Here is a 14073-nt window from a genome sequence, read left to right as displayed (position 1 = left end):
TCCCTTTCGGCGCGATGATCTAGGAGTCGAGCAGTCCGAGCGGCTCGGGGTGGTCCGGGCCACCCGAGGGATTCAGGGGTCGGGCAGGCCGAGCAGGTCGCGCAGGCTTTCGACGACGGCCCGCTCCTCGACCGCCGAGGGATCGAGCCGGTGCTGCACCGCGCAGCCGATCAGCACCCCGAGCACGGCTGTCGCCGTCCGTTCCGGTGATCGGCGAAGCGGCACCCCCGCCGTCTCGGCCCAGTCGGACAGCCCTCCGGCGAGCCGCGCCCGAATGTCGGCGTAGCGCCGCGCGAGCGGCTCGGCGATGACGGGATCACGCGCGCCGTGCAGCCACAGCTCCAGTTCGAGCAGGAGCCATGACGCACCGCGATCCTCGTCCGTACGGGTCAGCGCTTCGAACAGGGCGGCCAGCCGGTCGTCGAGTTCGGTGATCTCCTCGAACCCGGCGAGCAACTCGGCCGCGGTCTGGTCCTTCCACACCTCCAGCAGCGCGAGCAGCAGCCCTTCCTTGCCGCCGAAGTGGTTGTACAGCGCGCCGGTGGTGCGATCGGCCGCATCGGCCACCGCCTCGGCGGACACCGCGTGGAACCCCTTGCGGGCGAACAGGTCCGCCGCCGCGTCGATCAGCCGGGCCCGGGTCTCGGCTCGTCGCTGATCCTGGGTACGCGCCACCTGGGGCTCCGATCAGATATCGGGACGGCTACATATGTTTGCCTTTCGATATATATGCTTGAACGAGCGCTAGGTCAAGCATTCCGCGATGCCATCCCTTGGCCCTGTGCGAACGTGACCTTGACCCTTGTTGAAGCAACCGTTGCCGCACCCCTTCCTAGGCTGTGCCGCATGCGACTGCCGCGGATGACGAGCATGCTGGTTGCGACCGCCATCGCCGTGGTTTCCTGCGGTCCGCCGCCCGCGCCCATGGTGGCGACCGTCGAGTCCGCGCCGCCGCTGAAGTCGCCACCGCGAAGGCACGCGCAGCCACTCACCCGCAAAACCAACGTGTACGCCCATGACCGGCCAGGAATGCTCAGCCCGCGGGTCAAGAACCTGACCCCTCGTGTGTACGTCCCCAACAGCGAGTCGAACACGGTGGACGTCATCGACCCGCGGACCTTCCGCGTCGTGCACCGCTACCGGGTCGGCGCCCTGCCCCAGCACGTCGTGCCCTCCTGGGACCTGAAGACGCTGTGGGTCAACGAGAACAAGGGCAACCGGCTCACCCCCATCAACCCGGTGACGGGCCGCCCCGGCAAACCGGTGCCGGTGGACGATCCGTACAACCTGTACTTCACGCCCGACGGCTCGTACGCGCTGGTCATGGCCGAACGCAACAACCGCCTCGACTTCCGCGACCCGCACACGATGCGCCTGATCCGCTCCCTCGACCTGCCGTGCAGGGGCGTCAACCACGGCGACTTCACCGCCGACGGCTCCGTCTTCCTGGCCAGCTGCGAGTTCTCCGGCCAGCTCGTGGCGATCGACTGGCGGCGCCACCGCGTGAAGAAGGCGATCAGTGTGGGGGCGGGGAACATGCCGCAGGACGTCAAGCTCTCGCCCGACGGCCGGCGCTTCTACGTGGCCGACATGATGGCGGGCGGCGTGTGGATCATCGACGCCGACACCTTCCGGCGAGTGGGCTTCCTGCGTACCGGCAAGGGCGCGCACGGCCTGTACGTCAGCAGGAACGCGCGACTGCTCTACGTCTCCAACAGGGGCGAGGGGACGGTCTCCGTCGTCTCGTTCGCCCGCCGCGAGGTGGTCGATCGGTGGCGGATCCCGGGCGGCGGCTCACCCGACATGGGCGGGGTGTCGGCGGACGGCAAGCAGCTCTGGCTCTCCGGGAGGTATCACGGGGTCGTCTATGTCTTCTCCACCGAAACCGGCAGACTACTCCACAAGATCAAAGTCGGCCAGGGGCCGCACGGCCTGTGCTTCTACCCCCAGCCCGGACGCTACTCCCTCGGCCACACCGGCGTGTTCCGATGACCTGTCGCCATCAGTCGTAGCCCTGGTCGGCGGCGCACCGCGTTTTTCCGCCACGCGCTTCAGTGAGGGGCGGGCCGCCGGTCCGATGCGGTGTCGATCACTTCGTCCAGGACGTCCCGGGAGCGGATCAAGTTGGTGATCATACGATTGATCCGGTCCCGTTCGGCGGCGAGGTCGGTGACCAGCCGCGGAGTGGCGATCTCGGACGGGCGGCCGTCCGCGTCTCGCATGCAGGGCAGCAACTGCGCGATCTTCTCGCTGTGCAGGCCTGCGGCGAAGAGCTCCTGGATGCGGATGACCCGGTCGACCGCGCTGTCGGGAAAGTCGCGATGGCCGCCGGGAGTGCGCTCGGCGCTCAGCAGCCCCTGCTGCTCGTAGTAGCGCAGCGAGCGCTCGCTCACGCCGGTGCGCTGAGCCAGGACACCGATCCGCATTGTCCGCCTCGGGTTGAATCTGACATTGATGTGAACTTCTACCGTATCGGCATGACAGATGTCTCCCCATCGCCCCGCCGCTTGGGGTGGACCCTGGCGCTGCTGGCGTTCGCCCAGTTCATCATCGCTATCGACTACAACATCGTCTACGTCGCGCTGCCCGAGATCGGGCGGGAGCTGAGCTTCTCCGGTCAGAGCCTGCAATGGGTGGTCAGCGCGTACGCGGTCACGCTCGGCGGCTTCATGTTGCTGGGCGGACGGGCCGCGGACCTGCTGGGGCGGCGGCGCGTGTTCATCATCGCCCTCGTTCTCTACGCCGTCTCATCGCTGGTCGGCGGGCTCGCCGGGAGCCCGGGAACGCTGATCGCGGTCCGCGCCGTGCAGGGGCTGGCCGCGGCGCTGCTGTTCCCCGCCACTTTGTCCCTGGTCAGCACCACCTTCGCCGAAGGCCCCGAGCGCAACCGCGCGCTCGCCGTCTGGGCCGCCATGGGCGGTGGCGGTCTTGCCGCGGGCGCGCTGCTCGGCGGGGTGCTGACCGACGTGTTCGGGTGGGAGTCGACCTTCTACATCTTCGTCCTGCTGGCCTGCGTGGCGCTCCTGGCGGCCGTTTGGCTCCTTCCCGCCGACCCGGCCCGAGCCGGCGCCGGGCCGGGCCGGGTCCGGCTCGGTCGCGACGGCGCCGCCGTACGGGAACGTCGCTTCGATCTGCCTGGTGCGCTGACCGCGACCGCCGGGATCACGCTGTTGGTCTTCGTCCTGGCGCAGGGCCCCGAGTGGGGCTGGACCTCCCCGTCCATCCTCGCCGCCTTCGGTCTCGGCGTCGCGCTGCTGGTGGTGTTCGCCGTGATCGAATCCCGTAGCCGTGATCCGCTCGTGCCTCTGCGCATGTTCGCCAATCCCAGCCTGGTCGCGGCCATGGCGATCACGGCGGTGTTCGGGGCGGGCTTGGGCGCCCACTACTACCTGCTCACCGTCTACCTCCAGGACATCCTCGGGTACGACCCGCTGCGGGCGGGCCTGGCGTACCTGCCGCTGACGTTGCTCAACATCGTCGGCACCAAGGTGGCCGAGCGGCTGGTCACCCGGGCGGGCATGCGCGTCGCACTGACCACCGGCCTGCTGATCGGTACGGCCGGCATGATCCTGCTGGCCCTGGCCGTCTCTCCCCACTCCCCCTTCATCGCCGTGCTGCCCGGCATCATGGTGGCCGGTCTGGGGATGGGCATCGTCTGGACCTCGATGTGGATCGCGGCGGGCAACGGTGTCGCGGCGAGCGAGCAGGGCGTCGCCTCCGGGATGGCGTCCGTGACCCACCAGACCGGGCTGGCGATCGGCACCGCCCTGATGGTGGCCATCGCCAACGCCGGAATCGGCGGCCTGGACGGCGACGCGCTGCGGCGCGAACTCACCCAAGGCCTGACCATGGCGTACTACTTGGCCGCCGGTGTGACCTTCCTCGGCGTCCTGATCGCCGGCCGCGCTCTCGGCCACCGGCACCTCGGTCGGCGGCACCTCGGTCGGCGGCACCTCGGTCGGCGGCACGGAAGCCTCGATCTGGAGCAGGGAAGCCGCGATCAGCCCGCCGACGAAGCCGAGGTCACGCGGGCCGGTGACGCCCCCTGCCTCGGACCGCCCGGGCGTTCCGTCTGATCAAAGCGGATCGGCACTTTATCGGCGGCGCCGCGACCCCCCCGCGAAGACTCAGCGGGTTCAGGCCGGACTGCCGAGGCGGAGGGCGAACCGCTCGGCGAACGCGGACATCTCATCGCGTTGCTGGTCCAGTTCGGGGGCGCTGGGGTTCACGACGATGCGGGTCACGCCTTGTGCGGCGAGTGCCTCGACCTGTTCGACGGGCATGTCGATCGACCCCCATCGCGTGTACTCCAGCGCTTCCGGGCTACGGCCGGCCTCGACGGCGGTCGAGCGGGCGAGGTCCAACTGGATGGCGCGCTCGTTCAGATCGAGCGCGCCGCCGGGGAAGTAGCCGTCGCCGCGGCGTCCGGCGCGGCGGGCGGCCGCCCGGCTCGATCCGCCGACGTGGATCGGCAGGTAGGTGACCCCATAAGGCTTGGGGAACTGGCACAGGTCGTCGAAGGCGAAGAACTCCCCGGCGAAGCTGACACCCTCCTCGCCACCCTCCCAGAGCAGTCGCATGACGTCGATCGCCTCATCCGTACGACGGCCGCGGGTGCTGAAGTCGACCCCCACCGCCTGAGCCTCCCCCGGCAGGGAGCCGAGCCCCACGGTCAGCAGCCGCATCCGCCCCTTGGACAGCACATCGATGGTCGCCAGGCGCTTGGCGAGAACCACCGGATGGTGGTACGGCAGCAGCAGCACCCCCGTTCCGAGCAGGATCCGCTCCGTGGCCGCGGCGACGAAGCTCAGGCAATCGAGCGGATCGCCGTAAGGCAGTGACGGCGGGAGCTCGAAGGGCCCGACCGCGGCACCGGGATAGAGCGCGATGTGCTCCGGCAGGTACAGCGACTCGAAGCCGCAGTCCTCGGCATGCCGGGCATAGGCCGTGATCCTTTCGGGGTCAACGCCGTAGTAGGCCGAGTTATAGCTGATCCCGAACTTCATCGTCATTCCTCCAATTGGCCCATGCGCGAGCGGCATGCGACACCCACTTGTCGCGGCCACGTTAGAACGTTGCCACCAGCGTCAAGGCAACTGCTGACGTACACGCGGGGAGTGTGGTTGGTCGACGTGGCCCACCGGACCGCCGGATACCGAGCAGGTGCCGTTGATCGGCCGCTTCACCGTACGTGCGTGCCCGTTGCCCCCGTGGGGAACTCCTCGATGCCGAGCACCCGCAGCAGTTCCAGCCGCTCGCGCGTCTCGGCGTCCGCCGGAGTGAGCACCAGCAGTTGCTGACCCTGATCGGGAGTGACCAGGGTCTCGCAGTCCATTGTCAGCCGGCCCACCCGCGAGTGCAGCATGGTCTTGCGGTCGGCGCGCCGGACCGCCACCTCGTGCTCGGCCCAGAGCCGGCGGAAATCGGCGCTCGCGGCCTGCAACCGGTCGACGAGTCCGCCGACCGTGGGATCGCCGGACCGGCGGCCGACAGCCGCACGCAGGTCGGCCACGAGCTGACGGGCCTGACGCTCCTGCTCCTCGGGCGGGCAGACGGCGCGGGCGGCGGGGTCGGTGAACCAGCGGTATGCGACGTAGCGCCGGTGGCCGGAGAAGCCGGTGTGGTCGCCCGCCAACAGGACGGCCGCCCGGTTCTGGGCGAGGACCTCCCCCAGGTCGGACAGCACCATGGCCGGGGTGTCGCCGAGCAGGTCGAGCATGCGCATCAAGCCGGCGCGGGCCAGGCGGGCCACCCCGTCGGCGGGCGGGGGCCGATGGCCGGCCAGGTGGAACAGATGGTCCCGCTCGTCGTCGGACAGGCGCAACGCCCGGGCCAGCGCGCCGAGCAGTTGGGTCGAGGGCTGACTGCTGCGGCCCTGCTCGAGGCGTACGACATAGTCCACCGACATGCCGGCGAGCATCGCCACCTCTTCCCGGCGCAGACCAGCGGTGCGGCGGCGAGGGCCGTCGGCGATGCCCACCTCAGCCGGACGGATCGCCTCGCGGCGGCGGCGCAGAAAGTCGGCGAGCTGGTCACGTTGCATGGCTTCATCCTGCCTCGCGGCCCGCCAGCCGATCCAGGGAGCGGCTCTCCCATGATGAACGCTCCGCTCCCGCACGTCCCCATCCGGGCCCAAGGTTGGGGGACGACATCGACAACGAGGGAGAACATGATGCAGAGGCGAACCCTGGGCCACACCGGACCGGCCGTTTCCGCGCTGGGCCTGGGCGCGATGGCCATGTCGGGCGCTTACGGCGCGACCGACCGCGCGGAGAGCATCGCCACCGTGCACGCCGCGCTGGAGAGCGGCGTGACGCTGATCGACACCGGCGACTTCTACGCCATGGGCCACAACGAGTTGCTGCTCGCCGAGGCGCTGCGCGGCCGGGATCGCGACAGCTACAAGCTGAGCGTCAAGTTCGGCATGCTGCGGGGGCCGGGCCCCGATTTCGGCGGGCAGGACAGCCGTCCCGAGGCGGTGAAGAACTTCCTGGCCTACTCGCTGACCCGGCTGGGCACCGACCACATCGACATCTACCGTCCCGCCCGGCTGGACCCGGCGGTACCGATCGAGGAGACGGTGGGCGCGATCAAGGAGATGATCGACGCCGGATACGTGCGGCACATCGGCCTGTCTGAGGTCGATGCGGCGACGATCCGCCGGGCGCACGCTGTGCACCCGATCGCCGACCTGCAGATCGAGTACTCACTGATCTCCCGCGCGGTGGAGGCGGACGTTCTGCCCACACTGCGGGAGCTCGGCATCGGTATGACCGCCTATGGTGTCCTCGGCCGCGGCCTCATCTCCGGGCACTGGACCGCCGGCCACAGCGCCGGCCCCGGCGACATGCGCGGCTTCAGCCCGCGGTTCTCCGGCGGGAACGTGGAACACAACCTCGCCCTCGTGGAGTCCCTGCGCCCGATCGCCGAGGCGAAGGTGTGCACCGTCGCCCAACTGGCCATCGCCTGGGTGACCGCACAGGGCGAGGACATCGTGCCGCTGATCGGCGCTCGCACCCGCGAGCGGCTGGCCGAGGCGCTGCCCGCGATGGACCTGAACTTCACCGCGGACGACCTCGCCGAGATCGACAAGGCAGTGCCGCCGGGCGCGGCCCGCGGCGACCGATACCCGTCCGCGTTCATGTCCAACCTCGGCGTGGGCAACTGAGCCCGGCTTCCCGGCGATGCGCGGACGGCAAGGACAACAAGCAGATCGCCGCGCAGTTGCGGGTGTACCCGGACACGGTGTCTCAATGGCGTCATCGGTTCCTGCGCCCGCGGTTGGACGGGCTGATCGATGAGCCGGATCTGGCGGGCTTTCGACCTCAAGCCGCACCGCACGCAGACGTTGAAGTTGTCGACGGATCCGCTGTTCGTGGAGAAGGTCATCGACGTGGTGGGGCTGTATCACGATCCGCCGGAACGCGCGGTGGTGCTGTGCGTGGATGAGAAGTCCCAGATCCAGGCACTGGACCGGTCGCAGCCGGTGTTGCCGATGATGGCGGGCATGCCCGAGCTGCGCACCCACGACTACGTCCGCAACGGCATCACCAGCCTGTTCGCCGCCTTCAACATCGCCGACGGCGAGCGTCATCGGCGAACTGCACCGCGCCGCCGAATTCAAGACGTTCCTCCTCACGATCGACAAGACCGTGCCGGCCGAGTTGGACATCCACCTGATCTGCGACAACTACGGCACCCATAAGACGCCGGCGATCAAGGCGTGGCTGGCCGCCCATCCCCGCTTCCGCATGCACTTCACCCCGACCGGCTCCTCATGGATCAACCAGGTCGAGCTGGTCCGGCTACCTGACCGACCAACTCATCCGCCGCGGCGTCCACAAGAGCGTTCAGGCGCTGGAGAGTGACATCCGCGCCTGGATGCAGCAGTGGAACGCCGATCCCAAGCCCTTCGTATGGACCAAGACCGCCGAGGAAATCCTCGAATCCCTCGCTAAATATTGCCGACGAATTTCAGGCGGATGACACTAGCTCACGGCGCAGTCCGCCTCCGTCGGGCGCATCAACCAGCACGACCGTGGGGGGAAGAAAGGGAGGCACGGCTGCAGACCAGGTGGCCGGTGTCGGAGTAGCGATGCAGTGCATCGCTACTTCTGTTAGCAGGGCAGCCACTGGCATATCGAAAAAGATCTTGTACCTCCAGCCTCAAGCGCCACCCAAACTACGAGCGGCGCTCAAGACCATCATCCAGCACGTCGACTATGCCCACCAAGCGGGACTTTCTCGGACGTCGCGAAACTCGACACAGACTGTAGAAGCCCGCAACCGAAGATCGCTACACGGGGACGAGAACCGCGCCGCTGATCGCGTCATACCCGCCCGGGCAGATCGCAATTGACTGATAGCCGCCGACCCATGCGGGATAGCGGGGGCCCAGCCTCGTCACGGTCGAGTCTCCCCCGGGGGCCGCGCAGGTGACTTGTCCTCTGAAGTATATTCCCGAGGGCTTATCGCTGCAGTACGCAGTGATTCCTTCTGAACTGAAATTCCAAAACCAGCCACAGGACGCAGCGTGAGCGGCCGTGGTGGTTCCGAACACGAAGCTGGCGACCAGCAACCCACCGGTCGCTGCCGTATAGAGCGTGCTTTTGAGCCGTCTTCCTCGCACCTAAGATCCTCCTTGCCGTCGATGTGTTGATTGGCACATCGCAACTGTTGGTTCAGCGGCTACGACCAAGAGTGCAATCCTGCCAAGCCCTTACCGCTATGCAATGAGCTTGCCGACACGTGCTTCACATCTGCAATACATCGACTATTCAGCCGCTGCCGCTCATATACGCCGCGCACTCGTTGCACTCGCCGGAACGTGCTCAACGCGGCGAACCGCCGTCAGAAGGCGTAAGGATCCTGGTCCTCCGCACCGAGTTGTACCGACTCGGCGGCATGGCCAGATTCAGCTGATCGTTTTATGCCCGCAGCGGCAGGAAGGCGCGGGCAGTCCCTCGGATCCAGGGGCGATCTCGACGTCCACCTGGTACATCTCGCGATCGCCGTATCTGTTTACAGTCACTCCTCTTCTTCGCTCAGGAGCGACAGCACCTGTTCTTCCTCGGGGGCGCCGATTTCTGCGGAAATATCGAGCGCCTGGTGGAGCAGCGGACGAGCGCTTTTTCGATCAACAAGCCTGCTAAGGATGATCAGGGTTCGGGCCTGGCCAAGGCGATAGCCCGTTTCATGGTGGATCATGAGCGCCTCCTGGGCAGCGACGATGGCATCAGCGGTTTGCCCGGTGCGAAAGCGGATTTCGGCCATCGTGGTGAGGGCTACACCTTCGAGAAGGCGGTAGCGAGACCGGGCGATAGAGAGGGCTTCGTATAGGTGACCGTGCGCCTCATCGTGGCGACCGAGCTCCATATAGGCGACGGCAAGCTCAATCAACGCCTCGATCTGCTCGTAGGGGTTGTCCTTTTGCCTCGCCAGCTGGAGGGAGCCGGTCGAGTGGGCGACGGCCTCCCGAAGGTGTCCGAGGCGTACCTCGACCTTGGCGAGAGCATTGAGCGCGGCAGCCTCGCTGGCCAGCCACTTACCGGCCTGGTCGCCGATATGGGAGGCCAATTCCGTAGCGGACCGCGCAGTCCGCAAAGCCTGGTCATAGCGACCGGCATCAAGGTGAACCCGCGCGAGGACGCTTTGCATGAGAATCGACTCGGCCTCCAGCCCATCAATGCCTTGACAGATCCCAAGGGCCTTCGTGAGATGGTCCAGCGCGTCGCTCAACCGCCCCTGGAGCAGACAAATCTCCGCAAGATTACCGAAGACCATGGCCTGGTATCGTTGATCGCCGCTAGCGCGGTAGAGCTCCACGGTCTGGCAGGCGCAATCGAAGGCTAGGCGCAGATCACCCATGTGAATATAGAGAAGGCCTAGATTGCCTAGGTTGTTAGCTTGTCCTGCTCGCCAGTTGATATCTCGATTCACGACCAGGGCCTGTTGGTAGCTATTCGACGCCTTTAAGAGCTCTCCGCAGCTGACGTAAGCCATGCTGAGGTTGCCAAGGGCGACAGCCTGACCACTCGGCCAATCAGCTGCTTTGCTCAGCGTGGCCGCCTGAGTATTGTACTCGATAGACTCCGAGTATCTGCTCATAAAGAATTGGGCCATACCGAGACTAAGATGGCAGGCAGCTTGTGCCCGCAGATCGCCGAGAGATCTTGCAGCGTCCAGGGCCGCTCGAGTGCTGGTGACCCAGTCGACTACGTCGCCTCGCAGCTGGAAGTACCCCCGCATGGCATCCGTGAGCTGCCATGCCGTCTCGTCCGGGATATCGGCTGCCTCGAGAACAACAGCGACGAGATTAGGGCGTTCGGCATCCAGCCAGGCTAGTGCTCCGGTGGCATCGCCGAACTCGATCTTTCCGGGCGAGGCGCTCGCTGGAAGCCGAAGCAGGGACGGATACAATATGCGAGCAGCTGCATTGGAATTCTCCACATAATAGTCAAAGAGGCGTTTGGTGGCGCCTTTGACATCTGATTCACTTTCCTGCTCGATGGTTTGCGCCTGGGCGTAGTCGCGCAGGAGATCGTGGAACGCGTATCTGCCCGGTGCGGCCATCTCGACGAGGTGAGCACGCGCGAGCCGCTCGAGCAGGCGTTCCGCCTCGCCGGGGCTGAGATCGGCAATAGCGGCAGCCAAGAACGCGGTGAAGTCGACGCCGGGTATAAGGCCCATTCGGCGAAAGACCTTCTGCGCATCCGAAGTCAGGGTCGCATAGGACTGGTCGAAGGCTACGCGTACGGCTGTTTGTTCGTCGCCGTCGATGCGAAGCCTGGCCATTCGACTGCCCCGCCGCAGCTCTGCCGTATATTCGGTGATGTCACTGTAGGGGTTGTCCAGCAGCTGGGCGGCGGCAATCCGCACCGCCAGCGGCAGGTAGCCGCAGGTTGCGGCGAGTGCCGCTATTGCCCCTTCCTCGGCACGGGTCAGGTCCTCACCCAGTAGGCGAATCAGTAGCTCGTGGGCTTCGCTAGGATCCAGTACGTCCAGGGTGAGCCGACGAGCGCCGTCTCGGGCGACCAGACCGGACAGCCGGTCCCGGCTGGTCACAACGACGAGACAGTTGGAGCCACCCAGAAGTAAGGGACGGACCTGTTCAGCCGATCTCGCATTATCCAGCAGCACGAGAACTCGCTTGTTCGACAACAAGGTCCGATACATACTCTCAGCCAGCCGCTCGTCGGCTGGTATCTGTTCGGGCTCCACCCCTAGTACGCGAAGAACATAGGCAAGAACCTCAAGCGGACTTGCAGGCAACCCAGGATCGTATCCACGGAGATTCGCATAGATCTGGCCGTCGGGGAACCTATCCGCGATGAGGCGCGCCCAATGCACGGCGAGCGCGGTTTTCCCCACACCGGCGGGCCCTGCGATCAACGTGATCGCGGTAGGGAGTAGATCGTCGAGTCGCTTCAGCTCGGCTGTCCGGCCGATGAAGTCCGGCGGCGACGGGGGCAGTTGCGCTACCGCTGTCCAGGTTCGCATCCCATTGGCCGCATGAGCGGAGCTCTCGCCGGTCAGCGTCCGTGCTTTGTCGAGCGCGGGGTCATTCACCAAGATCGCTTGTTGGAGCGAGCTCAGAGCCGGATTGGGATCCAATCCATGTTGTTCCGCGAGATCTGTCCGGTAGAAGCGGTACAGCTCGAGCGCGTCAACCTGGCGTCCCGCGCGATAGAGGCCGAGCATGAGCTGACCTCGCAGTGGTTCCCTTGACGGATGCTCGTCGAGCGAGGGCATGAACTCGGCGATGACCTCATTGTGTCGACCCAACTCCAACTCCAGCTCGACAAGCTCCTCCGACGCGGTGAGGAATTGGTCCAGCAGTCGCGCACGCGATCCTTCGACATACGCGCCTGATGCGCCACCCAGGGTCGGCCCACGCCACATGTCAAGCGCACTTCGCAACGCCGCGGCCGCGTCGGCCGGTTTCCGATTGTCGATCATCTGACGGGCGCGGAGACGCCGCTGCTCAAAAACGGTGCGGTCCAGCTGATCATCTTGAAGCCGCAGGCGGTAACCCGCGGGCTCGCTGGACAAGATGTCCTCTGCGCCATGATCGCGTAACTGTTTTCTTATCGCAGATATCCCTGCCTGAATCTGGCTTCGGGCAGTGGACGGTTCGGCGCCACCCCACATTGCTTCTATCAGGGATTCCGCCGAGACAACCCGATTGGCGTGGAGGAGTAGGAAACCTAGCAGCCCGCGTGCCTGGGCACGGCGCAACACGTAGGTCTGATCGGCTACTGTCAGCGACACAGGGCCGAGGACGGTGAAAAGCATGACACTCCCGTGACAGGGTCCACAAAACTAAAGTCAGCCATCTGCGCTCCAGCGACTTCATGGGGACCTCACTCTGCGTACGCACAGATTCTCCCGCTGTTCTTCCCAATTCGCGATAGCGTACGAAGGACCTTTTTAAGGACAGATATCTTGCCATCACGGAATGCTCACCACCATGACGAGCGGGAGCAGCTCGCGAAAGACGATTCGTTTCCTCGCTGAAGTCTCTCTTCCGTTGCCGGGTGCGGCCTGACGTGGAGTTGGCCCGGTTTGGTGGACACCTGATCTCTGGGGAACCCTGGTTCCCGGAAGAAGGAGTGGCCAAGGGAGTTCCAGCCCTCCGCGCAGTCGATCCGTGTCTGGGTGCGGCCGACCTGGATGACGGCCGCCGCCAAGACGGCCTGACCAGCGCGGAGAAGGATGAGCCGGCCCCGCAGCGACGCAGCCCGGCAGCCCGAGCCCGCCGCGACGCCGAGTTGACCGAGCAGATCCGACGGCATCACCAGGCCTCCGACGAGATCTACGGGGCGCCGCGCATCCACGCCGACCGGCGCGAGCTCGACGGGGTCCGGGTGGGCCGCGAGCGAGTGGCCCGATTGATGCGCGCCGCCGGGGTGAGCAGGCGGAAGGGCTGCCGACAGCTCGACTTCGACGAACTCCCAGGCCCCCCCAGCTCCACCAGCTCCGGCAGGACGGGCCGCCGCTGCATGTCGAGCGACGGCCGGGTGAAGGGAAGATCTACTGCACTGCCGCCTCGATAGCGGATACGTTCTCGGCGAAGTCCGGCAAGAGGTCGGGCGTCAGGCGGTTGAGACTGCGGACGGTCTTCCTTCGAGGAGCGGCTTGTCATCGGGGCCGTTGATCGTGCCATTCAGGATGAACACGTGCGGAAGCGAAAAGACCCCGCTCGACCGCCTTAGCGGCGGCCAGGTGCCGCAGTTGGTCGGCGACGACGGCCGGTCTGGCGGGCTAGGACCATGGCCCGAACCCCAACCGTGGACGCCGATGCCGTGGCGTCCCTTCCCCCAGCACCAGGACGCCTGGCGACGGCGCCTGAGGGACGCAGCGCTAGGCGGTTTCGGTTGGTTTCGGAGCGAATGCCTGTAGGAAGGTGCGGACCGCGGCGCGCGAGAGGGCGCGCAGTTCGGCGTTGGGGACGTGCCGGGTGCCGAGGCGGGCTCGTTTGTCCATCGGGCCGGTAAGCAGGGCGAAGAACTGTTCCGCGGCCAGGAGTGGGTCCGGGGTGTGCAGGTGTCCAGCTACGGTGAGGCGCGCGAGCCGGTCGGCCAGGGTTTCGGTGATGCGGTCGGCCGCGCGGGTGTGGATGATGTCGAGCAGGTCGGGGAACTGGTTGATCTCGGCGGAGAGCAGCCGGCGTAGTGCCCAGGATCGGTCGTCGCAGTAGCACTGGAGCAGGCGCAGGCCGACGCCTTCCAGTGTGGCGCGTAGGTCGGTGCCGCGGTCGGTGAGCCGGTCGACCGCGGCCAGGTTGTCGGCCAGCGCCTGGTCGGCGGAGGCGGCGATGGCCTCGCGGAGCAGGTTCTCCTTGTCGCCGAAGTGGCTGTACACGGTGGCCTTGGCCACTCCCGCTTCAGCCGCGATCATGTCCACCCCAGCCTGGGCGTATCCCGCTCGGGCGAAAACAGTGAACGCGGCGTTGAGGATCGCCTGCCGCTTGTCGATCCGGCCACGTGCCGCAACGGCTCTACTCATGCCCTCAGCATACGCGACGGCCCGTCGAACCAGACTCATCGGTCCGACCAGATGGTCAGGCTAGTC

Annotated in this window: 10 protein-coding genes and 1 pseudogene; 5 read left to right on the top strand and 6 right to left on the bottom strand. The window is 66.5% G+C overall.

Annotated features, from left to right (window positions below):
* Nucleotides 1–72 precede the first annotated feature (72 nt).
* On the bottom strand, nucleotides 73–675 hold the full coding sequence (locus KLK06_RS05055; RefSeq protein WP_214634120.1) for a TetR/AcrR family transcriptional regulator: 603 nt from the start codon (nucleotides 673–675) through the stop codon (nucleotides 73–75).
* 171 nt (nucleotides 676–846) lie between these two features.
* Here KLK06_RS05055 and KLK06_RS05050 point away from each other — a divergent pair, with 171 nt between their 5' ends.
* Nucleotides 847–1992 carry a YncE family protein gene (locus tag KLK06_RS05050; RefSeq protein WP_214634119.1) on the top strand — a complete coding sequence of 382 codons (1146 nt, stop codon included), beginning with the start codon at nucleotides 847–849 and terminating at the stop codon, nucleotides 1990–1992.
* Between the two features lie 59 nt (nucleotides 1993–2051).
* Here KLK06_RS05050 and KLK06_RS05045 read toward each other — a convergent pair whose 3' ends face one another.
* Complete coding sequence (locus tag KLK06_RS05045; protein ID WP_214634118.1) at nucleotides 2052–2426, bottom strand: MerR family transcriptional regulator; 375 nt, start codon at nucleotides 2424–2426, stop codon at nucleotides 2052–2054.
* 51 nt (nucleotides 2427–2477) lie between these two features.
* On the opposite strand from KLK06_RS05045, the gene KLK06_RS05040 reads away from it, so the two are divergent.
* Nucleotides 2478–4076 carry an MFS transporter gene (locus KLK06_RS05040; protein WP_214634117.1) on the top strand — a complete coding sequence of 533 codons (1599 nt, stop codon included), beginning with the start codon at nucleotides 2478–2480 and terminating at the stop codon, nucleotides 4074–4076.
* A 60-nt stretch (nucleotides 4077–4136) separates the two neighbouring features.
* Here the strand turns inward: KLK06_RS05040 and KLK06_RS05035 are convergent, their stop codons facing one another.
* Complete coding sequence (locus tag KLK06_RS05035; protein WP_214634116.1) at nucleotides 4137–5006, bottom strand: TIGR03619 family F420-dependent LLM class oxidoreductase; 870 nt, start codon at nucleotides 5004–5006, stop codon at nucleotides 4137–4139.
* A 176-nt stretch (nucleotides 5007–5182) separates the two neighbouring features.
* Nucleotides 5183–6043 carry a helix-turn-helix transcriptional regulator gene (locus KLK06_RS05030; protein ID WP_214634115.1) on the bottom strand — a complete coding sequence of 287 codons (861 nt, stop codon included), beginning with the start codon at nucleotides 6041–6043 and terminating at the stop codon, nucleotides 5183–5185.
* Nucleotides 6044–6169: 126 nt separating this feature from the next.
* Between KLK06_RS05030 and KLK06_RS05025 the strand changes: the two genes are divergently transcribed.
* Both KLK06_RS05025 and KLK06_RS05020 read left to right on the top strand, forming a co-directional pair.
* Nucleotides 6170–7168, top strand: coding sequence for an aldo/keto reductase (locus KLK06_RS05025; RefSeq protein WP_214634114.1), 999 nt, complete (start codon nucleotides 6170–6172; stop codon nucleotides 7166–7168).
* 14 nt (nucleotides 7169–7182) lie between these two features.
* A pseudogene (locus KLK06_RS05020) lies at nucleotides 7183–7986 on the top strand (IS630 family transposase); the annotation flags it as partial.
* A 1041-nt stretch (nucleotides 7987–9027) separates the two neighbouring features.
* Here KLK06_RS05020 and KLK06_RS05015 read toward each other — a convergent pair.
* Nucleotides 9028–12294, bottom strand: a complete 3267-nt coding sequence (locus KLK06_RS05015; RefSeq protein ID WP_214634113.1) for a BTAD domain-containing putative transcriptional regulator — start codon at nucleotides 12292–12294, stop codon at nucleotides 9028–9030.
* Nucleotides 12295–12611: 317 nt separating this feature from the next.
* Between KLK06_RS05015 and KLK06_RS62960 the strand changes: the two genes are divergently transcribed.
* A complete protein-coding gene (locus KLK06_RS62960) occupies nucleotides 12612–13055 on the top strand; it encodes an IS3 family transposase (RefSeq protein WP_214634112.1) in 444 nt (147 codons plus the stop codon).
* Nucleotides 13056–13362: 307 nt separating this feature from the next.
* Here the strand turns inward: KLK06_RS62960 and KLK06_RS05005 are convergent, their stop codons facing one another.
* Nucleotides 13363–14007, bottom strand: a complete 645-nt coding sequence (locus KLK06_RS05005; RefSeq protein ID WP_214634111.1) for a TetR/AcrR family transcriptional regulator — start codon at nucleotides 14005–14007, stop codon at nucleotides 13363–13365.
* Nucleotides 14008–14073: the final 66 nt, after the last annotated feature.

Origin of the sequence: Nonomuraea sp. NEAU-A123, from assembly GCF_018603905.1 — a bacterium.
Taxonomy (GTDB): domain Bacteria; phylum Actinomycetota; class Actinomycetes; order Streptosporangiales; family Streptosporangiaceae; genus Nonomuraea.
The sequence above is the reverse complement of the archived record's forward strand: the minus strand, read 5'-3'. Positions and strand labels throughout refer to the sequence as shown.